Genomic DNA, 22,997 nt, shown 5'->3' on the forward strand with positions numbered 1-22,997 from the left:
ATGCTCGGCTGCTCTTCGCGCCTGAGCCGAGCGTAGGCTCGGCTCTACAGGGGGCGCAGCGATCAGCTCGAGCACCACTCGCATTCGCTGATGTCGATGTCGTTGGAGCGCACGTAGTAGGTGGTCTTCAACCCTGCCCGCCAGGCACTGATGTGCAGCGCCAGCAACGTGCTGGCGCGGATCGTGCTCGGCACATAGAGGTTGAAGCTGATCGACTGGTCGACATGGCGCTGGCGGCGCGCGTTCTGGCGCACGCTGGCGAACTGGTCGACCTTGTAGGCGCCCTTTTCGTAATACGGCCAGGTTTCCAGCGACAGCCCGGGCGCAGCCACCGGCCGCCGGAAGTCTTTCTTTTCCTCGTAATAGAACGCGCTGTAGATCGGATCGATCGACGCGGTGGAACCGGCGATCTGTGCAGTGCTCATGTTCGGTGCCACTGCCAGCAGCCAGCCGTTGCGCAGGCCGTTGCTCGCCACCTCGCGCGCAAGACTGTCCCAGGCAGCGCCGCTGTAATCGCGGTCACGGAAATAGTTGCCGTTGTGCCAGTCGCTGCCGGCGAACATCGGGTAGCTGCCCTTCTCCCTGGCCAGCTGCGCGCTGGCCTGGATGGTCAGGAAGTTGATGCGCTCGAACAGGCGATCGGACAGTTCCTCGGCCTCGGGCGATTCCCAGTGGATCGCCTGCTGTGCCAGCAGGTGGTGCCAGCCGAACGTGCCCAGGCCGATGGCGCGGTACTTGTGGTTGGTGATGGTGGCCTGCGGCACCGGCAGTGCATTGAGGTCGATCACGTTGTCGAGCATGCGCACCTGGATCGGAATCAACCGCTCCAGCACGTCCGTGGCCAGCAGATCCTCGGGGGCGGTGATGGCACGGCCGAGGTTGATCGATGACAGGTTGCAGACCACGAAGTCACCGGCACGACGGGTGGTGACGATCTGGTCGCCGCTGACGATCTCCTGGATCATCCGCGTCGGGCTCATGTTCTGCAGGATCTCGGTGCACAGGTTGCTGGAATAGACCATGCCCGCGTGCTTGTTCGGGTTCTTCCGGTTCACTTCGTCGCGGTAGAACAGGAACGGATTGCCGGTTTCCAGCTGGCTGAGCATGATCCGCTTGAACAGGTCGATCGCCTTCACCGTGCGACGGCTGATGCGTTCGTCGGCCACCAGTTCGGCGTAGCGGTCGCGGAAGCTGCCCTGGCCACGCTTCTCGTCGTAGAAATCCTGCAGGTACCAGCCCTTGGCCTGCTTCACCTCGTGCGGATCGAACAGGTACCAGTCGGCACGGCGCTCCACTGCTTCCATGAACAGGTCGGGCACGCAGACGGCGGTGAACACATCGTGCGCGCGCAGGCGCTGGTCGCCGTTGTTCAGGCGCAGGTCCATGAAGGCTTCGATGTCGCGGTGCCAGATGTCCAGGTACACCGCCACTGCACCCTTGCGCTGGCCGAGCTGGTCGACCGACACCGCAGTGTTGTTGAGCTGCTTGATCCACGGCACGACGCCGCCGGACGAGTTGGGTACGCCGCGGATCGGCGCGCCACTGCTGCGCACGTATCCCAGGTACGCACCCACACCGCCGCCGTGCTTGGACACGCGGGCGATATCGGTGTTGGAGTCATAGATGCCCTGCAGGCTGTCATCGACGGTATCGATGAAGCAGCTCGACAGCTGCCCGCCGACCTTGCCGGCGTTGGCCAGGGTCGGCGTGGCCACCGTCATGTACAGGTTGGATAATGCCCAGTACGCCTCGCCCACCAGCTGCATGCGGCGCACGCGGCCGCTCTCACCCGGCCCGCCCTCGTTCTGCATCAGGTACAGGGCGATGGTCAGCCAGCGTTCCTGCGGCAGCTCATACACCTCGCGGCTGCGGTCGGTGGCCAGATAGCGCGTGGCCAGCAGGTACAGGCCGTTGTAGGCGAACAGACGATCGCGCTCGGGGTCGATCATCTCACCGGCCTGCTGCAGCTCTTCCTTCGAATAGCAGCGCAGGATGTCGTTGCTGTAGATACCGCGGTCGGCCAGGCTTTCCTGCAGGCCCACGTAGGAGCCGTATTTCAGGCTGACATCGTAGAAGCGGTTGCGGCTGGCGCGCTTGTACAGCCGGCGCAGGTACAGGCGTGCGGCGAACTGTTCCCATTCGGGCGCGACAAGATCGACGCGCGATTCCGCTTCGCGGATCAGCAGGTCCACCAGATCATCGGCACTGATGCTGGGCTTGCGCTCGACCATCGCCAGCACAACGCGGCGGTAATCGGCCACGTCCAGCTCTGGCAGCTCGGCATGGATGGTGTCGATGCTGCGCAACAGGCGTGCCGCATCGTAGGGCAGGCGACGATTGCCGGCCTCCTTGGTGATCCAGGTCGGCACGCGCTCGCCGCTGGCGCGCATGGCGTCGCCGGCGCCGGCCAGGTCGGCCACGCGGAAGGTACTGTCGGTCACGGTGGTGGAACTCCAGGCTCGTACGCGCGTCGGCGCCCGATGCCATGGCGGCCCTGCACGCGATACCGGCGCGCGGGGCGAACGGGTGAAGTGCCAGGGTGCAGGAACGTAGGTCGTCGGCATCTGCCTGCGCCTGCGGCCGGTATCCGGGCCGTGGGGGCGACCTGCGTCCGCACGATGGCGGCCGCGTCGACACGGCAAGCCTTCAGGGGCGGGCCGCGGGACGTTTGCTGCATGTCCGGCGGCGGCGGCTGACCGGGAGTGACGGCCACAACATAGTGGGGATGCCTTGGGTCGTCAACACAAGATGCAGTAATCATGTCATGCCGCGACCATCGGTCGCAGGATGCCGTGTTGCACCGCCATCACCTTGTTGACGGCGTACACGTCCCCAATTCGGTATCACATCAACTTTTCCGGAACACCGCTCATGCGCGCTGCCCAGTACTTCTCCTTCGGCGACCCGGCCGACGTCCTTGCGGTTGCCGACGCCGCACTGCCCGAACCCGGCCCCGGCGAGGTGCGCATCCGCACCGTGCTGGCCTCGATCCACAACCACGACCTGCTGACCGTGCGTGGCCTGTACGGCTACAAGCCGACGTTGCCGGCGATCGGTGGCAGCGAAGCACTGGGCGTGGTCGATGCACTCGGCGACGGCGTCGATGGCCTGCAGATCGGCCAGCGCGTTGCCGCCGCCTCGGTGCATGGCACCTGGGCCGAAGCGTTCATCGCGCCGGTGCGGATGGTGATCCCGATGCCGGAGTCGATCCCCGACGAGATGGCCGCACAGCTGATCGCGATGCCGCTGAGCGCGCTGATGCTGCTGGAATTCCTGCACGTTGAGCAGGGCCAGTGGATCGTGCAGAACACCGCCAACGGTGCCGTCGGCAAATCGCTGGCGATGCTGGCAAAGGCGCGCGGTGTGCACGTGGCAAACCTGGTGCGTAATGCGGATGCGGTGGCACAGTTGCAGGCGCTCGGCATCGATCACGTGTTCGATACGTCGGTGGACGGCTGGAAGGATCGCGTGCGCGAAGCCACCGGCGAAGCACAGGCTGCGGCCGCAGTCGATTCCATCGGTGGCGATGCCAGCGGCGACCTGGTCGACCTGCTCGGCCACCACGGCACCCTGGTATCGTTCGGCGTGATGAGCGGCGAGCCGATGCGCATTCCCGCCGGCGGCCTGATCTACAAGGAAGCCACGGTAAAGGGCTTCTGGGGCAGCAAGGTCAGCCAGGCGATGGCGGTGGAAGACAAGCGCCGGCTGGTTGGCGAGTTGTTGAAGCGTGCGGCTGGTGGTGAACTGACCCTGCCGGTGGAGCGGATCTTCGCCCTGGACGACGTCGCCCAGGCCGCAAAGGCCGGTGCTGGCTCGGGTCGCAATGGCAAGGTGCTTCTGCGGCCTTGATGGTCTCCGGGTCGGATCCCTTTCCACAAGGAAAGGGCTCTGACCCGTCAGTAGCGTGCGGACCAATGGTCCGCACCCACCGGAGCACAGGCCACTCCACCAAGGGCGATGACTTTCGTTACGAACCTGTGATGTATAACTGAATGCGCTTTCGGCATTGGAAGGCGCACAGACCCGCGTGCGGTACTGACGACCCCTCCCCCGTTTGGCGCAGTCGCTTCCATGTATCGCACCACCCTGCTTTCCAGCGCGGTCGCGCTGGCTCTCGTCGCCGGCACTATCAACATCATCCGGCGCCGTGATTTCCAGGGCGTGGAGGTCGGCGGTGGCTTCGGCACCGCCACCCAGGACGGTTTGAACGAGCGCAAAGCCAACCTGCTGGCCGGCTTCGGTGACCTCGCACAGCAGGGCTGGAACGTGCTGTCCGGGCTGGATCTGCTCAAGCGCGACCGCCTCGATGCCGACCAGCGCGTGCACACCCGCGACGGCGATTTCCGCGACACGCCCGGTGGCCGCCTGGCCGGCTGGTCCACGGCCGGTGGCAACTGGCTATCCAATCCACGTGCGCCGCAGCGGTTCTCGCCCTGCCCCGATGGCAGCGAGCTGCGCGCCTACAGTGACTTCGGCAGCACGCTGCCCGGCCAGGCCTGCGCCTTCAACGCGCAGCCGTTCACAAGACCCTGCAGCCCGGCGCCGAGCGCCTGCAGGCGTCGCTGAGCGCGACCTACCGCCTGGACCTGTACGTGACCTACGAGGGCATTGCAAAGACCACGCTGTCACTGTCGGTGCTGAACCTGACCGACACAAGGACCCGCCGTTCGATCCGGCCGGCGGCTCCAGCGGCTTCGACATCAGCCAGTACAACCTGCGCGGCCAGTTCGTTGCGCTGGGCGCGCGTTACCGGTTCTGATCGGACCGCAGGGGCGGCGGTGATGCGCCGCCCCGTTCGCGTTGCCGGCCAGCGGCCGGCACTACCACCAACCGCCGGGCCATGCCCGGCCTCGCTGCATCAACGGCTCAGGTGCAGGAACTGCAGGTGGCGTTCGTACTGGCTGATGATGTCATTGATGATCTGCTTGCGGCTGTAGCCGACCAGATCGTAGTCCTGGCTGCCCTCGTACAGATGCACTTCGGCGCGGTAGTAGCGCTGGTTGCGCAGCTGCTGCGCGGCGAAGGACGGGGTCAGGTAGCCACTGAGGATCACCCGGTACAGGAAATCCTGCTGCTCGCCGTGGTTGACCGATAGTTCCATGTCGCCCGCTTCGAAGCGCGTCTGCACATCCCAGCCCTGCTCACGCAGCTGCTCGGCCACCGCCTCCATCGCCGGTTTCACCGTGTCGTCCATGAAGCGGTACACCTGGTCGCGCACCGGGAAGTGCATGGCCTGGGTCAAGCGCTGGCGCCAGCCCTGATGGTGGCGATCATCGCCGATCAGCGGCGATGGCCTGAACTGCTGCGCACGCTTGCGGTGCGACTCGTCACTGAAGGCACGGGTCAAGCCCCACATCATCAACAGCAGCACCGCAGAGAAGGGCAACGAGGCCAGCACCACCGCTGATTTCAGCGCATCGATGCTGCCGGCCAGCAACAGGCCTGCGGTCAGCACCGCGATCACCGTGCCCCAGAACACGCGCAGCCAGCGCGGGCCATCGTCCTCCGGCGCGCCGCCATGCGAGGACAGCGTGGACAGCACCACCGCCCCGGAATCGGCGGACGTCACGAAGAAGATGAAGCTGACCAGCACGGTCACCCCGATCACCGCCTTGCTCCACGGGTAGCCATCCAGCAACGCATACAACACCGTCGGTGGATCATCCACCGCCAGCTGCGCCAACTGCTGCTGGCCATGATGCAGCACTTGGTCCAGCGCGCTGTTGCCGAAGATCGACAGCCACGCCAGGGTGAAACCCAGCGGAATCAGCAGCACGCCGAACACGAATTCGCGGATGGTGCGGCCGCGCGAGATGCGCGCGATGAACAGGCCGACGAACGGCGCCCAGCCGATCCACCAGGCCCAGTAGAACACCGTCCAGCCGCCCAGCCATTCGGGCCGGCCGCCATAGGCGTACACGTCGAAACTCTTGCCCACCACGGTGCCCAGGTAGTCGCCCAGGTTCTGCATCAGCGTGCTGAGCAGGTACTGGGTGGGGCCGGCGCAGAGCATGAACAGCACCAGCGCGATCGCCAGCAGCATGTTGATATTGGCCATCCAGCGCACGCCCTTCTCCACCCCGGACACCGCCACTGCGACGGCCGCGCCCATCATCGCCACCACCAGCAGGATCTGCACAAGGTTGGAGTGCGGCACATTGAACAGGTGCGACAGGCCGGCGTTGAGATGCAGCACGCCGAAGCCCATGTCCGCACCGATGCCGAACACCGTGGCGACGATGCCCAAGGCATCGACGGTGTAACCGATCGGGCCGTTGATGCGCTTGCCGATCAGGGGATACAGCGCCGAGCGCAAGGCCAATGGCAGGTTGTGCCGGTAGGCGAAATAGGCCATCGCCATCGCCGCCAGCGCGAATACGCCCCAGCCATGCAGGCCCCAGTGCAGGAACAGCAGCTGCATCGCCTGGCGTGCACCGGCCTCACCCGCTGCGCCAGCACCCTGTGGCGGCTGCAGGTAGTGGGTCAGCGGTTCGGAAACGCAGAAGAAGAACAGGGTGATGCTGATGCCTGCAGCGAACAGCATGCCGGCCCAGGAGAGGTAGCTGAACTCCGGTTCGTCATGGTCGGCACCGAGCTTGATGCCACCGTACTTGGACAACGCCACGCCGACCACGAACACCAGGTACAGGGTCATCGCCAGCAGGTAGTACCAACCGACGTTGAGTGCAGCCCAGTCCTGCGCCTTGACCAGCAGGCGACCGGCGCCGAGCGGGAACAGGCTGACGAACAGTGCGAAGGCAACGACGACGATCGCCGCGAAGGCGAAGACGGGCCGCAGGGTTCGCACCGGCTGATGTTGAGGCTCCAGTGCTTCCATGGGCAGCCATCTCCGGATCGGTCAGAAAGTAAGCCGGCGGATTCTGGATGAACAGCAGTGGACACAGGATGAAGTCGTGGCACCGCGCAGGCATGATCGCCCGCTGATCCGTGCTACGCGCGCGCCTGCGGCCCTGCGGGCGCGTCGGGCAGCGGAGTCACCCTGGTCCGATTACGACACGCCGCGTCCAGCGCCGACGATTCAACCCATCATATGCACGGCGCACAGCTTGTTGCCGTCCGGATCACGCAGGTAGGCCAGGTACAACTGGCGCCCGGCCTTCTGGCGCACGCCAGCCGGCTCTTCCACCGCAGTACCGCCATGGGCGACCCCCGCCTCCTGCCAGGCATGCACCGCCTGCGGGTCGGCCAGCGCAAAGCCGATGGTGCCACCGTTGGCGTGGCACGCTGCCTGGCCATCGATGGGTGGGATGACCATGAACATCCGTCCATCCTTGATGTAGACCAGCTTGCCCTCGTCATCGAACACGCCTGCGCGGCCGCCGACGGCAGTGAACAACGCATCGTAGAAGCGGCGGGAGGCCTCCATGTCGTTGGTTCCGACGGTGACGTGACTGAACATGTAGGCACTCCGTTGCGGGAAGGCCCAAGTGTCGGCCACTGCATTGATCGCTGCAATCAACCGGGGCTCACGCCGTACTGAGCAGCAGCACCGCCGCAGTGACCAGGCCGATGCCGATCCAACCAATCGGGCGCAGGCGGTTGCCGAACAGCAGGCGACCACAGGTGGCCGTGCCGATCACGCCGATCGCGCCCCACATCGCATAGGCGGTGGCCAGGTCCATGTAGCGCACGGCCTGGCCCAGCAGGGCGAAGGCGATCCAGACCAGCACGATGGCACCGACACCCCAGCGCCAGCGTCGGAAGCCATCGGACCTGGCCACCATCATGTTGGCGGCCACATCGATCAGCGCCGAGCAGATCACGAAAAACAGGGCCATCATGTTCATCAGTGCGCCTCCCCGAGGGTGACACAGACGATGCCGACCACGGCCAGCACCAGACCGGCCAGCTGCTGCAGCGACAGGCTCTCACCGAACACGCTGATGCCGACCACGGTCAGCAGGGTCAGACCCAGGCCTTCCCACACCGCATAGGCCACGCCGACGGCGATGCGGCGCACCGACAGCGCCAGGAAGTAGTAGGACAGCGCCAGCGCGGCGGCCATCACCAGATAGCCGGTCCAGCCGCCATCGCGGGCGGCATGGGCCATGAAGGACGTGCCGACCACTTCGGCGACGATCGCCACGATCAGGCAGGCCCAGGCGACGAAGGCGCCACGGGCGGGAACAGTACGGGACATGTGGAGCTCCTTGCGCGACGGGGACCGCGCCCCGTCATCAGTAGATCCACGCCGTGCGTGGATGATCCGGAACGCCCCCGCAGACAGGGGCGACGGCGGTCAGTATCATCGTCTTTTACGGTGGTATCAAAATGGATTCCATCGACAGGAGCGATGGTTCAATGCCTTATTCCCCTGAATCCCTGCAGGCCTTCGTCGAGGCCGCCGCGCTGGGCTCGTTCTCGGCAGCCGCGCGCCGGCTGCGCAAGACCCAGTCCACGGTCAGTACCGCCATCGCCCATCTGGAAGCCGACCTGGGCATGGTCCTGTTCGATCGTAGCGGCCGCTACCCGCAGCTGACCGACGCTGGCCGGCAGGTGCTGGGCCACGCGCAGGAAATCCTTGCCGCCGACGCGCGCCTGCAGCAGCTGAGCGTACGCCTGGCCGCACCGGTGGAGCCGCGCCTGACCGTGGTGTTCTCCGATGTCTACCAGCTCGATCCGGTGCAAGGTGTGCTGCAGCGGTTTGCCGAGGCATTTCCCGAGATCGAACTGGAATGGCTGGATGCCGAAGGGCGGGACGTGCTGGAACTGGTTGATGCTGGCCGCGCCGGGCTGGGACTGCTGCCGCGCCAGGCACGGTACCCCGATGCGCTGATGGCCCAGCCCCTGGCCCACCACAGCGAACTGGCGGTGTACGTGGCCAGCGACCATCCGCTGGCGCAGGCCGGCGTGCGCGCGGCGGCGCAACTGGCCCGGCACCGGCAGGTGCGGCTGAGCGCGCAGGTCGACCACGCGCCGCCGATCAGCGGGCCGGCATGGACCGCGTCGGACTACCTGATGGTGATGGAGATGGCCGAGGACGGCATCGGCTGGGCCGAGCTGCCGCGTGCGCTGGTGCAGCGCTACGACCGTGGCCGCCTGCTGGAACTGCGCGTGCCTGGCTGGCCGCGCCGCATCCACAGCGACCTGGTGTGGCGGCGCGATACGCCGCCGGGGCCGGCGGCGTTGTGGTGGGCCGAGGCGTTGGGGTGATGGTTCAACGGGACTCCATCCACGCATGGCGTGGATCTACTGCCCTCTGAAATCCACGCATGGCGTGGATCTACTGCACCTGAAATCCACGCCATGCGTGGATGCACAGGATGTCAGCAGATCACGGATGGGCGAGCGCGTAATCCAGCGCCGAGCACACCGCCGCCACCTGCGCGTCGTTGCACTGCTGCGGCGTCGCCCGTGGGCTGTCCGGGTAGACCTCGGTGGTGGTGGTGTACTTCGCCCCGGTGATACCCGCGCACAGGCCCAGCGGCACCAGCGCGTACTCGATCACGCCATGCGCGACCACCGGCGAACCGATGATCTCGCCCTTGTCGTCGGCCGGTGCGATATGGGTCACCTTTTCCACTTCAGCGACCACGGCCTGCTGGAACGCCGGCTGCGGATTCTCGCTGTCGTCCACCAGGTAGAAACCATCGGGAATCAGGCCCGGTTCGAATGGCTTGCCATCGCGCGCGGCGAGTGCGGGGCGGAACTCGCTCTCGTCGCTATCGGTGGTCTCGTGCAGGTCGATGTGCAGCACGAACTGGCCCTTCAACGGTGCAATCAGTTCGATCAACGCCGTCGATTCGCGGGCCGGGCCGTCCGCGCGGAAATTGCGGTTCGGGTCGATCGCATCGAAGTTCCAACGGTTGATGCGCTCGAAGCCCCACGGATTCACGCACGGCGCGACCAGCAGGTTGGCCTTGCCCGCATAGGTGCCGGCGTGCTTTTCGAGGAACTCCAGCGCGCCCAGCACGCCACTGGTCTCATAGCCGTGTACACCGCCGGTCACCAGCGCGGCCGGCAGTGCCGGATTCCAGTCGCGGCTGCGCAGGGCGAACAGGGTGTAGGTCTCGCCTGCATAGTCGAGCTGGCCGTAGGCCACCTTGTCGAAGCGCTCGGCCAGTGCATCGATGCGCGGCAGTACCTCCTCGTCGTAACGGCGCAGGCGCTGCTGGCGGGCACGCCACTGCTCCCGTTCCGCCACGCCCCACGGATGGCCAGGGGTACCGACGGGGTAGAAGGCAGCAGTGGACATGGCAGATCTCAGCGGGTCAGGAGGCAATTGACCACTTTACCACCGGGCCAAGGCGCTGAACCGCGCGCCGATTCCAATGGCGAATGGAATCAGCAATAATTCTCATTTACGCCCTTCCACAGCCTGCACCGATGCCCATCCCCGCCCTGCAACCGGCCCACCTGCCCCTGGCCACCGCCCTCGCCCTGTGCCTGATCCCGGCCACCGGCGCCTTCGCGCAGGACAGCGCCACCACGCTCGACAGCATCCAGGTTTCGAGCAGTTGGTTGGGCACCGGCCTGCACGACAGCGTCAAGAGCTTCGCTGGCGCGCGCACCGTGGTCGATCGCCAGCGCATCGAGGCCAGCGGCGCCGCCAGCCTGGGCGATGCCATGCGCCGCATCCCCGGCGTGCAGGTCATCGACAACTCCGGCACCGCCGGCAGCTCGGTGTCGCTCAACATCGGCGTGCGTGGTTTGACCGGCCGCTACTCGCCGCGCTCGACCGTACTGCTGGACGGCGTGCCGCTGGCGGTTGCGCCGTACGGCCAGCCACAGCTGTCGTTCGCCCCGGCCAGCCTGGCCAACATCGAGTCGATCGACGTGGTACGCGGCGGCGGTGCGGTGCGCTACGGGCCGCAGAATGTCGGCGGCATCATCAACTTCAGCACCCGCGCGATTCCGACTGCGGCCGGCCTGCATGGCGAGGCCGGCGTGCGCTACAGCGCTTACGACCACGGCGGCGGCGACAGCACCCAGCACAACGCGTTCCTCGGCGGCACCGCCGACAACGGCCTGGGCACGGCCCTGCTGTATTCGGGGCAGGACGGCCGCGGCTGGCGCCAGGGCAGCGATGACCGCTTCGATGATCTGGCGCTGAAGTTCGCCTATGCCATCGATGCACAGCAGGAACTGCGCGCCAAGCTGTCGTACTACGACGTGCGCTCACTGACTCCGGGCGGCCTGACCCGTGCCCAGTACCAGGCCGATCCGTTCCAGAACACCCGGCCGACCGACTTCTGGAAAGGTCATCGCACCGGCATCGACCTGGGCTACACCAACACGCTGTCGGAGAACAGCGAGTTCGAGGTGCTGGCGTATTACAACGAAAGCAACCGCGCCAGCTCGCTGATCAATGCCGCCAACACGCAGATCACGGTGCAGCCGCGCGACTACCGCGTGCTCGGCATTGAGCCGCGCTACACCCAGCGCCTGCACTGGGGCAGCAGCGTGCACGACATCACCGCCGGCTACCGCTTCCTGCGCGAGCGCGGCAATGACCGCAGCTACACCGTGACCCGCCGTACCGGTGCGGCCGGCGCGACCACCCGCTTCGACAACGCCACCGATGCGCACTCGTTCTACGTCGATGACCGCATCGCCATCGGCCAGTGGCGGATCACCCCCGGCGTGCGCATGGAGTGGATCGACATGGACCGCCAGCAGGCCGGTGGTGGCGCAACCTTCAGCAGCCGCAACGACAAGGCCCTGCCCTCGCTCAACGTCGCCTACCTGCTGACCCCGCAGCTGACCGTGTTCGGCAACTACACCACCTCCTTCGGGCCGGTGCAGAACATCCAGCTCAACTCGCAGAGCGCGACCAATCCGCTGAACCCGGAAATCGCCAGGACCACCGAGCTGGGTGCGCGCTGGCAGGATGGCGCGCTGCGTGCGGAAGTGACCGTGTTCAAGATGCGCTTCGACAACCAGATCCTGCAGATTCCGGGCATCACCCCGCCCACCTTCCAGAACCTCGGCGCCACCGACCACAAGGGTGTGGAAAGCGCGATCGAGTACCGCTTCGCGGAAAGCACCGCGCTGGCCGGGCTGGAGCTGTACGCGAACTACACCTGGACCAAGGCGATCCAGCAGTCCGGCGACAATCGTGGCCTGGATGTGCCGTTCTATTCGCGCGATACCGACAGCATCGGCGCGCGCTATGCGCTGGCCGGCTGGACCTTCAACGTGTCCAGCACCCACCAGAGCGGCCAGTTCTCCGATGCCGCCAACACCTGGAACGAATCCGCCGATGCGCGCGTGGGCCGTGTGCCCGGCGTACGCCTGTGGAACGCGCAGGTCGCCTGGCAGCTGCCGTGGCTGGCCGACAGCGAGGTTGCGGTGGGCGTGAACAACCTGGCCGACAAGCGCTGGTACACCCGCAACGTAGATGGCAACGCCGGGCGCATGGTGGCTGCACCGCGCACGTTCTACGTGCAGGGCCGCTACCGCTTCTGAGTGCGGTAACCGCCTGATGCGGTGACGGTAGCGCTCACGGTGGCGGCGTATCATGCCGCCACCATGTCTTCCACCGCTTCGCCATCGCGCCTGCATCTGGCCTTCCAGGGCCTGCGTCTGCGCCTGCGCGGCAGCGATCTCTGGTTCATCGCCCTGGCCCTGCTGGTCGGGCTGATCGCCGGTGGCCTGACCCTGTTGCAGGCTGGGCTGGCACGCACCCTGCAGACGACGCTGTATGGGCTGGACGAGGGCATGCGCCTGAGCTCGCTGCCCGCGCTGACCTGGACCGCGCTGCTGGTACTGCCGCTGGGCGGCCTGGTGGTGGGCCTGGTCAGCCTTGCTGCAACGCGCCTCAAACGCCCCTTGCTGGACGCCGTGGAAGCCAATGCGCTGCACGGCGGCCGCATGTCGATGCGTGACAACCTGATCGTGTTGACCCAGACCCTCGTCTCCAATGGTTGCGGCGCGTCGGTCGGACTGGAAGCGTCGTACACGCAGATGGGTGCCGGCAGCGGCTCGCAGCTGGGGCGGGTGATGCGCCTGCGCCGCAACGACGTGCGCATTCTGGTGGGTGCCGGCGCGGCCGGTGCGATCGCCGCGGCCTTCGGTGCACCGTTGGCCGGGGCGTTCTACGCCTTCGAGATCGTCATCGGCGCCTATACGCCGGCGGCACTGGCGCCGGTAGCGGTGGCGGCGCTGGCCGGCGCCTTCGTTGCCGACCAGGCGGGCGTGGAAGCCTATCTGCTGCCAGCGGCATCCACCATCGACCTGCGCGCAGCGGACTATGCGATCTACGGCCTGCTCGGCTGCTGCTGTGCGATGGTCGGCATCGTGGTGATGCGCCTGATCGCCTCCATCGAGGGCACGGTCAAGCGCAGCCCGTTGCCGCTGTGGGGACGGCCGGTGGTGGGCGGCCTGCTGCTGATTCCACTGGCGCTGGCCAGCCCGCAGGTGCTGTCATCCGGTCATGGCGCGCTGCACCTGGACCTGACCACCCATCTGCCGCTGATCTGGATCGGCGGACTGCTGACCCTCAAATGCCTGGCCTCGGGCATCTCGCTGGGTTTCGGCTTCCGCGGCGGCCTGTTCTTCGCCTCGCTGTTCATGGGCACCCTGGTCGGCGCGCTGTTTGCCGGATTGCTGGCGATGGCCACCGGCGTGCCGGTGGTCGACGCCACGTCGGCGGCGCTGGCGGGCATGGCCGCGCTGGCCGCGGCCGTGGTTGGCGCGCCGATGACCATGGCCATGCTGGTGCTGGAAGGCACCCACGATTTCCTGCTGACCAGCGTTGTGATGAGCGCGGTGCTGGTGTCCAGCACCCTGGTACGGCAATGGTTCGGCTATTCCTTCTCGACCTGGCGCATGCATCTGCGCGGGGAAACCATCAAGAGCGCGCGTGACATCGGCTGGGTGCACAACCTCAACGCCGGGCGGATGATGCGCAAAGGCGTAGCCACTGCCCCGGCCGACCTCGATGCCGCCGCCTTCCGCCAGCGCTTCCCGTTGGGCTCGGGCAGCCGGGTGATCCTGATCGACAGTGAAGGCCACTACGCCGGTATCGTGCAGATTCCGCGCCTGTTCGGCGACGGCGTAAAGCCCGAGGACGTAGTGGGTACGTTCGCCGAGAACCGCGACGTGGCGCTCGCCGCCAGCGCGGACGTGGTCAGCGTGATGCAGCGGTTCGACCAGACCCAGGCCGATGAGCTGGCGGTGGTGGCCGACGATGGCCAGGTACTGGGCGTGGTGTCTGAAGCATTCGTGCGCAAGCGCTATGCGGAGGAGCTGGACAAGCGCCAGCGCGAAATGATGGGCGAGCGCGTCGACGAGTAGATCCACGCCATGCGTGGATGATGTCCCCGACGCCCCCAACCCATCCACGCATGGCGTGGATCTACTGTCACCTGCGGGAGGTAGACTGCGGCCATGCGCTTCATTGAAACCTTCCAGTCCGGCCCCTTCGCCGACACCGTGGTCAGCCTGCTGGCGGCGTTCGTGCTCGGCACCCTGATCGGGGCCGAACGCCAATACCGGCAGCGCACGGCCGGCCTGCGTACCAACGTGCTGGTAGCCGTCGGCGCCGCCGCCTTCGTTGATCTGGGCATGCGCATCGCCGGCAGCGCCGAGGCCGTGCGGGTGATCTCGTACGTGGTCTCGGGCGTCGGCTTCCTCGGCGCCGGCGTGATCATGAAGGAAGGCATGAACGTGCGCGGCCTGAACACCGCCGCGACGCTGTGGTGCTCGGCGGCCGTGGGCAGCTGTACCGGTGCGGACATGCTGGCCGAAGGCGTGCTGCTGACCGTACTGATCATCGCCGGCAACACCCTGCTGCGGCCACTGGTGAACGCGATCAACCGCATCCCGATCAACGAAGCCGCCAGCGAAGCGACCTACGAAGTGCGTCTGAGCGTGGATGCCGATGCTGTACCGCGCGTGCGCGAGCGTCTGGTCGATGCACTGGAAGCAGCACAGTACCCCGTCGGCGACGTACAGCTGGTCGAGCACGCCGACGCGCCCACCGATGTGATCGCAGTCCTGGTCAGCACGGCGGTCAGCGCCGACGAGCTGGACGTGGTGCTGGCGCGGATGGAGCAGGTGCCGGGCGTGCTGCACGCCACGTGGGAAGTCAGCACCCGCGATTGAGCGTGGGTCGGCAGTTCATCCATGCATGGCGTGGATCTACTGCTCATGCGCGCGCCAGGCGCTGCTGCGCACGCAGCAGTCTGCGGAACGAGGCGCAGCGCCGCGCATCCTCGGCGTGTGGACAGGCCGCAGCCCGCCGCAGTCGATCCTGCACCCGCTGCAGCTCACGGATCTGCCGCTGCAGCGCATCGGCCTGGGCCAGCAATGCCATGCGGTCCAGTGCGAGCCCTGTCCCCTGCGGCATCGCCGCGCCGATCTGCTGCAGCGACAGACCTGCTGACTGCCCCAGGCCGATCAGCGCCAGCCGTTCCAGCACCTGTTCGTGGTATTGCCGGCGCAGGCCGCGACGCCCCAGCACCTGCACCAGGCCCAGCTGCTCGTAGTAGCGCAGGGTCGAGGCCGTTACACCACTGCGGCGCACCACCTCACCGATATCCAGTTCCCGCATCGTGCTTGACCTCAAGTGGGCTTCAAGCGCCACCATGGTCGTACTCCCCGCGCAAGGCAAGCCCATGGCCGATTCACTCCCGCTCGATCAGAACACGCTCTGGAACGGCCTCGCTGGCGAGAACTGGGTCATGCAGCAGGCGCTGCTGGACGGCTTGTTCCAACCAATGGCCGATGCGCTGCGCGACGAACTGCCGGGCGCCGTCACGGAACTGCTGGACATCGGCTGTGGCACCGGCGCCAGTACGTTGACCGCCGCCACGGCGCGTCCCGATGCGCATTGCACCGGCGTGGACATCTCCGCACCGATGCTCGCCCTCGCCCGCCAGCGTGCCGTCGCGATCGGGCGCGACATCGACTTCATCGTTGCCGATGCGCAGCGCCATGACTTCGCAGCAGCGCGCTACGACTGGATCCAGTCGCGGTTCGGGGTGATGTTCTTCGAGGACACGCAGGCCGCCTTCGCCAACCTGCACCGTGCCGCCCAAGCCGGCGCAGGCCTGCGCTGCATCGCCTGGCGCAGCGCGCAGGAAAATCCGTTCATGACCACCGCCGAACGCGCCCTTGCAGACCAGTTGGTGCTGCCAGCGCGAGCACCGGGTGCACCAGGGCAGTTCGCCTTCGCCGATGGCGAGCGGGTGCGCCAGCTGCTGCAGCGTGCCGGATGGCAGGACGTGGACGTATCGCCGCTGGACCTGACCTGTTTCCTCGCCCGTGACGCGCTGGCCAGCTACGTCGGCCAGCTTGGGCCTGTGGGCCTGGCCCTGCGTGCGCTGCCCGCCGAGCGCGCCGCTGCGCTGCTGCAACAGGCGCTGGCTGCGTTCGCATCGTTCATCGACGGTGATCGCGTCCGGGTGGAGACCGCCTGCTGGATGATCCGCGCCCGCGCCTAGCAACAGAAAAGGGGACGGAGGGGATCAAGTCGTTCATGCCCCGGCTGTGCGGGAAACGACTTGACCCCCTCCGTCCCCTCTTCTCTACAGCGCCTCGCCGGCGTCGGCCAGGCGCGATTCGATGAGCGCGTACCACTGCTCGAGCATGTCGACCAGCATGTCCAGTTCGGCGTCGGCCCGCTGCGCGCGGCCGCTGCGCAGGCAGGCCTGCGCTTCCTGCAGCTGGGCGAGGAAGCCGGCAACGGTATCGGCCTGCAGGATCAGGCCCGGCAGTCGGCGCCCGGGAATGCGCACCACCGCATGGTTGCCGAGCTGGCCGTACACGCTGAGAGTGGCTTCCGTCTTCATGGACAAGGGCAGGAATTGGGCATTCATCAGGTGCACCAGGGAAGAAACCTGCCCACCGGCAGGCGTGGAAAACGGGGGAGACGTTTCCACGTCCTGCCGGCAGAACAGGGGGGACTCGGGATGCCGGGGCGCGCCCCGGCACGGGGATTCAGTGCGGCCGGGCCACGCCAGCGATCTGCACCCGGCGGTTGGGCGCCAGGCAGGCAATCAGCTCGCGCCGGTTGCGCTGGTCGCACTGCACCAGCGGTTCCGCCGCGCCGCGACCTTCGGCACTGATGCTCGCCGCTGGTACGCCTCCCTGTACCAGGGCCATGCGCACCGCCTCGGCGCGCCGCTGCGACAGCGTCTGGTTGTAGGCAGCGCTGCCGATGCGATCGGTGTAGCCGACCACCTGGATCGACTGCACCTGGCTGGCCTCACGCACCTGCGCCAGTACACCCTGCACGGCCTGCTGGCCGCTGGCGCTTAGCACGGCACTGTCAAAACCGAACAGGGCATCGGCGGCCAGTCGCAGCGGCTGCTCCGGCAAGGCCGCCGGTGGTGGCGGTGCAGGCGGACGCGGCGGATCCAGTACGGCAGCGCACGATTCAGGCTTCCAGTAGCCGCCCTGGGCAATGCCCTTGTTGTCGAAGCGCACCTGGAACTGGCACGTGAAGTATTCGGCGCCCTGTGCGGTGCGGAAGTTGAACAGGTAGTTCCACTCGCGCACGCCCCACATGCCTTCATTGAAATGCGGCGTGCCCAGCAGCGTGTACAGCTGGCGCTTGCTCATGCCCGGCGCGAACCGGCGCAGGTCGGCGATATCCGGATAGATGCCTTCCTTCAACGAGGCCTTGCTGGCCTCCGGGAAGGAGACGGCAGTGCTGCCGGCGGGGCCATCGGCGGCCGGGGCGTGGCTGCGGCAGGCAACCAGCAGCCCTGCGGCCAGGATCAGGCCCAGCGTGGCGGCGACGCGGCCACTGCGAGCGATGCGATGCAGTTTCATGTCATTCCCCCTGTAGACGTTGCCCGCTGCGCCGGGCCGCGAATGCGACCCGGCGCGGGCGATCACCACTGGATACCGGCACCGACGGCCACACCGGCCTCGCCGCGGCTGTTGGTGGAACCACTGAACTTGTAGATCCAGCGCCCGCCCTCGGAAACACCGGAGATGCCGAGGGCCACACCGGATTCGCCGTTGTAGCTGCCTGCGGCAATCGAGGCCATGTTGCGGCCGGCTTCGCTGGGCTGCGGCAGCGACGCGGTTGCCATCGCCGAGGCGATACCGGCCGAGGCGCGGTTGTCGGTCTTGCGCAGGTCGCGTTCGAAGCCGCCCATGCGCTCATCGGTGTAGGCCTTGGACCAGTCCAGCGTCTGCGCCATGCCCGACTTCAGTTGGTCGACATTGACCGCGTCGGTACCGGCAGTGCCGGCGGCGACGTTGCGCACCGTGGTCGGGCCACTGCTGGTGCTGCCCAGGGTCACGCTGTTGTAGTTGGTGGTGCCGTTGGTGGTGGTGTCATAGCGGATCGTGCCCTGCTGCGAAGCCTGCAGCTGACGCACGTTGACCGCGTCCGTTGCCTGCGAACCATCGGCCACGTTGACCACCTGGCGTTCGGCACCGGCTGCCCCCACCGACACCGTATTGGCGCGGTTGGCGACCGAGCCTGCACCCAGCGCCACCGAGTTGTCGGCCTGCGCCTGCGAACCGTTGCCCAGCGCGGTCGAGTTGGCCCCGGCGGCGGTTGAGCCGGCGCCGCCCGCGGCGGAGTTGGTGCCGCTGGCGGACGGATCGGCCAGGTTGTTGCTGTTGTTGGCGCGGAAGCTGCCCGCCACGTTGGTGATGTTCTGGATCTTCTGGTCGGTGTAGGACTTGGACTGGTCGATGGCGTAGTTGACGCCGTTCTTCAGCTGGCCGACGTTGGTCGCATCGTGGTCGTCGGAGCCATCGGCCACGTGGGTGATCTTGCGCTCGCTGCCACTGCTGCCCACCGCTACTTCACCGGACGAGTTGCTGGCACCGGCCTGGCCGTAGGCACCGGTGTAGCCGGTCTGCGCGCCGACGCTGGCCACCGAGCCTGCACCCAGCGCAACACTGTTGCCTGCGCTGGCATTGGCGCCGTTGCCGACCGCCACGCTGCCCGCGCCCGCTGCGCTGGCCTGCGGGCCGACGGCCAGTGCTTCGGCACCGGTGGCCGTCGCCGCTGCGGCAGTGGAGTTGACCGCCAGGTAGGGGCTGCCGCCGCCGTTGCTGATGCGCTGGTTGAGCACCCGCAGCGAGCCATCCACTGCGGAGAACGCCGCGGTGACGTTGCTGTAATCGTTGCCGGTGATGGTGCCATCGGTAGCGATGGTTGAGATGTTGAAGGTCGGCGCGGTCCACAGGCCGGTGCTGCCGTTGTACACGGTGCTGCCACCGAAGTAGTTGGCCACCGTCTGGTGCGTGCTGAACAGCTGGTCGCCGGTGATGGCATCGCTGCTGCCTGCCAGGATGCTGCCGGCAGCCACGTTGGTGACTTTCACCGGTGCACCGCCGGTACCGCTGAGGGTCACGGTGTCGACCACGTTGCCAGCTCCGTCCACGTCGTACTTCACGGCACGCGTGTCCAGCTCATCGGTCTGGTCGGCCACGTTGGCCAGCGAAGTGCTGACCGCATCGAAGGCCGTGCCGACGTCGTTGTAGCTGCCCTGGCTGACGGTGCCGTTGGCGGCGACATTGTTGAGCGTGTAGGTCGGCGCGGTGAGCACGCCATTGGCATCCACCGCAGCGCCACCGCCGAGGTGGGTGGCCACGGTCTGGTTGGCCGCGAACAACTGCGCGCCGTTGATCGCTTCGCTGCTGGCCGCGCTGATCTGACCGGGGCCGAGGTTGCGCAGCGTGGTTGCCGTGCCGGACTGGCCGAGTGTGGCGCTGCCGTAGTTGATGCTGCCGTCGCCGTTGACGTCGTAGCGCAGCGCGCCCTCTTCCGAGGCCTGCAACTGACCCAGGTTGACCGCATCGGTGCTGGCGGTACCAGCGGCGACGTTGGTGACCTGGCGTTCGGCGCCCACGGCACCGATCGACACGCTGTTGGCACGGTCGGCCAGGCTGCCGGCACCGACCGCAATGCTGTTGGCGGCCGTTGCGCTGGCACCGGCACCGACGGCAATCGCTTCGGTACCGCTGGCCACGGCGTCGGCACCGGTCGAATTCACCCGCAGGTACCGGGTGCCGGTGTTGCGGATGTCGTTGATCTGCGTGTTGAGGTTGACCAGCGAGCCGTCCACCGCATCGAAGGCGTCGGTGACGTTGTCATACAGCCCCGAGGCGACGGCGCCACCGGTGGAGATGGTGCTGATCTCGAACAGCGGTGCGGTGAAGGTGCTGGTGAGCGGATCGAACGCTGCGCGTCCGCCAAAGAACTTCGCCATGGTGTCGTTGCTGGCGAACAGCTGCGCGCCATTGATCGCTTCGCTGCTGGTGGCGTTGACCGCGCCGGCGGCCAGGTTGCCGATGGTGGTGGTGCCGGTGCCATTGCCGAGAGTGACACGGCGGTAGTCGGGGTCGCCTGCACCGTCCAGGTCATAGGTGACCGCCGCCGCGCCGACTGCATCGATCTGGCTGATCGCGCCCTTCAGCTGGGCCACGTTGACGGCATCGGTGTTGGCGCTGCCGGCCGCCAGGTTGGTGATCTGCCGCTCACCACCGCCGGCGGTGCCCACCGATACTTCGCCCGCCGACACCTGTGCGGTGGTCAGGCCATAGGCGCTGTAGCTGGCCTGAGCGCCGCGCAGTGCCGCCGAGCGGTAGCCCAGCGCCACCGAGTTGGCTTGGTTGGAGGTGCTCTCTGCGCCGAGCAGGGTCTGCCCGTTGGCGGTGCCGCTGGCGCTGTCACCGACCACCACCGAGTGGCCCATGCGTGCCGCGTAGTCGGCAGTGGGAACGCCGGTCGGATCGCTCGGATCGTTGGGGCCTGCGCCGGGGAAGGCCACGTTGGCATCAACCTTCGGCAGCTCATGGCGGGCATTGGCGCCGATCACCACTTCCTTGGAACCGTTGGCATAGGCGCCATCGCCCATCAGCACCTGATAGTCCTGTGCGGCGTTGACCGCCCAGCAGGAGATGTCGGCCAAGGCGATGTCCAGGCACTTGGCCGCCCAGGCCGGCGAATCCGTCGGCAGCAACAGGCCGAGCAGGCCGCCGGGGTTGCCGTTGTTGATGTTGTAGATGTAGCTGTCGGAGGTGACGCCACCGATCAGGGTCAGGTGCGAACTGCCGCCAGTGACCGCGCCACCCAGACCATTGAGGGTGGTACCGACCGGCGTTGCATTGACCACCGGCAGGCCGAGCACGTTGACCGTGGAATAGGTCTGCATGACGTTGGAGGTGCTGAGCTTGAGGTTGCCGTTGGACAGGTACCCGGTGCCGCCGAACAGGCTGGCAGTGGTCGGGCCCAGCAGCTGGGTGACACCGCCCACCAGGCCACCAGTTCCGATCACCAGGCCCGCGTTCGGGTCGGCAGCGGCCGGCGCCTTCGGGCTGGTTGGCGGAATGGCCGACGGCGAGGACAAGCCCAGGCTGCCGAGGGTGTTGCCGACCAGACCGCCGACAGCCCCGCCGAGGTTGTTGACGGTGCCGGACAGATCGCCGTTGAGCAGGCTGCCCGCTGCATTTCCAACCCCATTCAGCGCAGTGCCGACACCGTTGAGCAGGCCGCCCAGGCCCAGCGCACTGTTCTGTGCGGCGGCGGTTGCGGTGCCGGCCAGCTTGAGGTTGCGATCAGCGACGAGTTCTTCGCCGTCCTTGCCCTGCACGCGCACCTTGCCCGCCACGCCGGTATCAAACGCGGCGGTGATCACGCGGTCATCGGTGTCGCCCGGCAGCTCTTCCTTGGCCGGCAGTGTCACCGCGGCGGTGGCACCGGCCTGGCCTTGTCCTTCGATGTGGTTGCCGGCCACGACCAGATGCGAATCGACCTTGCCATCGACGGCCGCTTTCAATCCGGACGGCGTTGCGCTTGCTGCGGCGGCAACCTGGGTACCGGCATCGACGCTGGCAACCGGCGCACCGGCGATGCCGACGTTGGCCTTGGCAGACAGACCCAACGGTGCCTGCGCGGCCGGTGCGACGTTCGCGGCCACCGCGGCATCAACACGGGTGGCGGCGACGCTGCCGACGCCGATATTGGCGCGTACTTCGGCGCCGAACGCCGGTGCGGGCACCTGGCGCGGCGCGGCGCCGGCGGCCAGCTTGACCTGCACGGTGGCCGGCAGGACGTCGCGCACCACCGGCAGCGAGGTCGTGCTCAGCTGCAGGCCGACGCGTGCGTTCGCACTGATCGCCGGGTTTGCCCGGGCCTGTCGTGCGGCCGCTGCCAGCGCCACTTCGGCATCGACCTTCACCGGCATCGGCTGGGTGTACTTGGCTGCCAATGCCTGCAGATCGCGCAGCGATTGGCTGGACTCTGTTGCCGCCGCAGGCCCACTGGCCAGCACGCACAGCAGTGCCAGGGCCAGGGTGCTGGGTACCAGAAGGCTGGCACGGCGGTCGCGCGGTGCGGTACCACCGCTATCGCCGGTGGCCAGTTCCGAGGCCACAACCAGAGCATTGAGCTGGCGGTTCCATACACGCCGGTAGATGCGGTTCATGAGCATTTCCCCCGTAGGCGGACAACTTGAATGTCAGTGGACTTGCCGTTAGGCAGGTGACTGACATTTCGCGCCTTTCAGCGAGGGCTGAGCACTTCATTCCGGCAGGGCAATCGCGCATTCCGGCAAATCCACGGCCGGATTCGGCAGCCAGATATGCAAATCCGGCAGGGAGGGCTGGCCGGGCTGCGCCCGGCACCCGCAGAGGCCAAGTCAAAGACAACAGCAACGGCAAAAGCTGGGTTCCTGGGGGATGGCGGGGTGGGTCCGGTTGCGGGGGACGCCGTAAATCCGTCCCTGGAGGCTTGGCCGCGGCATCCATGCCGCGGACACCCCCGCAACCGGACCCACCCCGCCTTCGACAGTTTCCCGCGCGTTTTCCTGTAGAGCCGGGCCACGCCCGGCTGAGGGAAAGTCGGATCATCATTTTTCATTTAGATCGAAATAATCAATGAAAATCGAGTTTGCACTCGCGCTCGCAGTGAATGCATGACAGTCAATCCAACCGTCATCGGGAAACTGCCAAGGGTGGGGCGGTGTGGGCTTGCAGGACCGTTGGCGCCATGGATGGCGCCATCGAGCCCCCATGGATGGGTTTACGGCGTGTCCTGCAAGCCCACACCGCCCCGCCAA

General features: G+C 67.1%; 17 protein-coding genes. 7 read left to right on the top strand and 10 right to left on the bottom strand.

Features of this window, described 5'->3' with window-relative positions; genetic code table 11:
• Positions 1–62: 62 nt before the first annotated feature.
• Complete coding sequence (locus WKB25_RS17300) at positions 63–2,390, bottom strand: ribonucleoside-diphosphate reductase subunit alpha (RefSeq protein WP_340571944.1); 2,328 nt, start codon at positions 2,388–2,390, stop codon at positions 63–65.
• Positions 2,391–2,871: 481 nt separating this feature from the next.
• Between WKB25_RS17300 and WKB25_RS17305 the strand changes: the two genes are divergently transcribed.
• Positions 2,872–3,849, top strand: coding sequence for a zinc-binding dehydrogenase (locus WKB25_RS17305; RefSeq protein WP_340571930.1), 978 nt, complete (start codon positions 2,872–2,874; stop codon positions 3,847–3,849).
• Between the two features lie 222 nt (positions 3,850–4,071).
• Complete coding sequence (locus WKB25_RS17310; RefSeq protein WP_340571931.1) at positions 4,072–4,566, top strand: hypothetical protein; 495 nt, start codon at positions 4,072–4,074, stop codon at positions 4,564–4,566.
• A gap of 292 nt (positions 4,567–4,858) precedes the next feature.
• Here WKB25_RS17310 and betT read toward each other — a convergent pair whose 3' ends face one another.
• The 4 genes from betT to WKB25_RS17330 form a co-directional block, all read right to left on the bottom strand.
• On the bottom strand, positions 4,859–6,838 hold the full coding sequence (gene betT, locus WKB25_RS17315) for a choline BCCT transporter BetT (protein ID WP_340571932.1): 1,980 nt from the start codon (positions 6,836–6,838) through the stop codon (positions 4,859–4,861).
• Positions 6,839–7,039: 201 nt separating this feature from the next.
• Complete coding sequence (locus tag WKB25_RS17320; protein WP_340571933.1) at positions 7,040–7,420, bottom strand: VOC family protein; 381 nt, start codon at positions 7,418–7,420, stop codon at positions 7,040–7,042.
• A gap of 67 nt (positions 7,421–7,487) precedes the next feature.
• A complete protein-coding gene (locus WKB25_RS17325) occupies positions 7,488–7,808 on the bottom strand; it encodes a multidrug efflux SMR transporter (protein WP_336029015.1) in 321 nt (106 codons plus the stop codon).
• Positions 7,808–8,161 (bottom strand): SMR family transporter, encoded by a 354-nt coding sequence (locus tag WKB25_RS17330; RefSeq protein WP_340571934.1) that lies wholly within the window; start codon positions 8,159–8,161, stop codon positions 7,808–7,810. Before WKB25_RS17330 ends, WKB25_RS17325 begins: the two co-directional genes overlap by 1 nt.
• Before the next feature lie 161 nt (positions 8,162–8,322).
• Between WKB25_RS17330 and WKB25_RS17335 the strand changes: the two genes are divergently transcribed.
• Positions 8,323–9,174 carry a LysR family transcriptional regulator gene (locus tag WKB25_RS17335; RefSeq protein ID WP_340571935.1) on the top strand — a complete coding sequence of 284 codons (852 nt, stop codon included), beginning with the start codon at positions 8,323–8,325 and terminating at the stop codon, positions 9,172–9,174.
• A 121-nt stretch (positions 9,175–9,295) separates the two neighbouring features.
• Here WKB25_RS17335 and WKB25_RS17340 read toward each other — a convergent pair whose 3' ends face one another.
• Positions 9,296–10,216: a M14 family metallocarboxypeptidase gene (locus tag WKB25_RS17340; protein WP_340571936.1), complete on the bottom strand. Its 921-nt coding sequence runs from the start codon at positions 10,214–10,216 to the stop codon at positions 9,296–9,298.
• A 131-nt stretch (positions 10,217–10,347) separates the two neighbouring features.
• Here WKB25_RS17340 and WKB25_RS17345 point away from each other — a divergent pair, with 131 nt between their 5' ends.
• The 3 genes from WKB25_RS17345 to WKB25_RS17355 all read left to right on the top strand — a co-directional run bounded on the left by WKB25_RS17345 (position 10,348) and on the right by WKB25_RS17355 (position 15,069).
• A complete protein-coding gene (locus WKB25_RS17345; RefSeq protein ID WP_340571937.1) occupies positions 10,348–12,429 on the top strand; it encodes a TonB-dependent siderophore receptor in 2,082 nt (693 codons plus the stop codon).
• A gap of 63 nt (positions 12,430–12,492) precedes the next feature.
• Positions 12,493–14,259 (top strand): chloride channel protein, encoded by a 1,767-nt coding sequence (locus WKB25_RS17350; protein WP_340571938.1) that lies wholly within the window; start codon positions 12,493–12,495, stop codon positions 14,257–14,259.
• A gap of 93 nt (positions 14,260–14,352) precedes the next feature.
• Entirely contained in the window at positions 14,353–15,069 is a 717-nt protein-coding gene (locus tag WKB25_RS17355) for an MgtC/SapB family protein (protein WP_099818727.1), read from the top strand.
• A 43-nt stretch (positions 15,070–15,112) separates the two neighbouring features.
• On the opposite strand, the gene WKB25_RS17360 is transcribed toward WKB25_RS17355, so the two are convergent.
• Positions 15,113–15,517 (bottom strand): MerR family transcriptional regulator, encoded by a 405-nt coding sequence (locus WKB25_RS17360; protein WP_340571939.1) that lies wholly within the window; start codon positions 15,515–15,517, stop codon positions 15,113–15,115.
• 64 nt (positions 15,518–15,581) lie between these two features.
• Here WKB25_RS17360 and WKB25_RS17365 point away from each other — a divergent pair, with 64 nt between their 5' ends.
• Positions 15,582–16,409, top strand: coding sequence for a class I SAM-dependent methyltransferase (locus WKB25_RS17365; RefSeq protein ID WP_340571940.1), 828 nt, complete (start codon positions 15,582–15,584; stop codon positions 16,407–16,409).
• Between the two features lie 84 nt (positions 16,410–16,493).
• Here the strand turns inward: WKB25_RS17365 and WKB25_RS17370 are convergent, their stop codons facing one another.
• The 3 genes from WKB25_RS17370 to WKB25_RS17380 all read right to left on the bottom strand — a co-directional run bounded on the left by WKB25_RS17370 (position 16,494) and on the right by WKB25_RS17380 (position 22,364).
• The gene (locus tag WKB25_RS17370; protein ID WP_313251423.1) at positions 16,494–16,784 is read right to left on the bottom strand and encodes a hypothetical protein; all 291 of its coding nucleotides are present in this window, start codon (positions 16,782–16,784) and stop codon (positions 16,494–16,496) included.
• A 121-nt stretch (positions 16,785–16,905) separates the two neighbouring features.
• Positions 16,906–17,742 (bottom strand): OmpA family protein, encoded by an 837-nt coding sequence (locus tag WKB25_RS17375; protein ID WP_340571941.1) that lies wholly within the window; start codon positions 17,740–17,742, stop codon positions 16,906–16,908.
• 62 nt (positions 17,743–17,804) lie between these two features.
• Positions 17,805–22,364: a YadA-like family protein gene (locus WKB25_RS17380; protein ID WP_340571942.1), complete on the bottom strand. Its 4,560-nt coding sequence runs from the start codon at positions 22,362–22,364 to the stop codon at positions 17,805–17,807.
• Between the last annotated feature and the right edge of the window lie 633 nt (positions 22,365–22,997).

Source organism: Stenotrophomonas sp. G106K1, from assembly GCF_037969685.1.
Taxonomy (GTDB): domain Bacteria; phylum Pseudomonadota; class Gammaproteobacteria; order Xanthomonadales; family Xanthomonadaceae; genus Stenotrophomonas; species Stenotrophomonas lactitubi.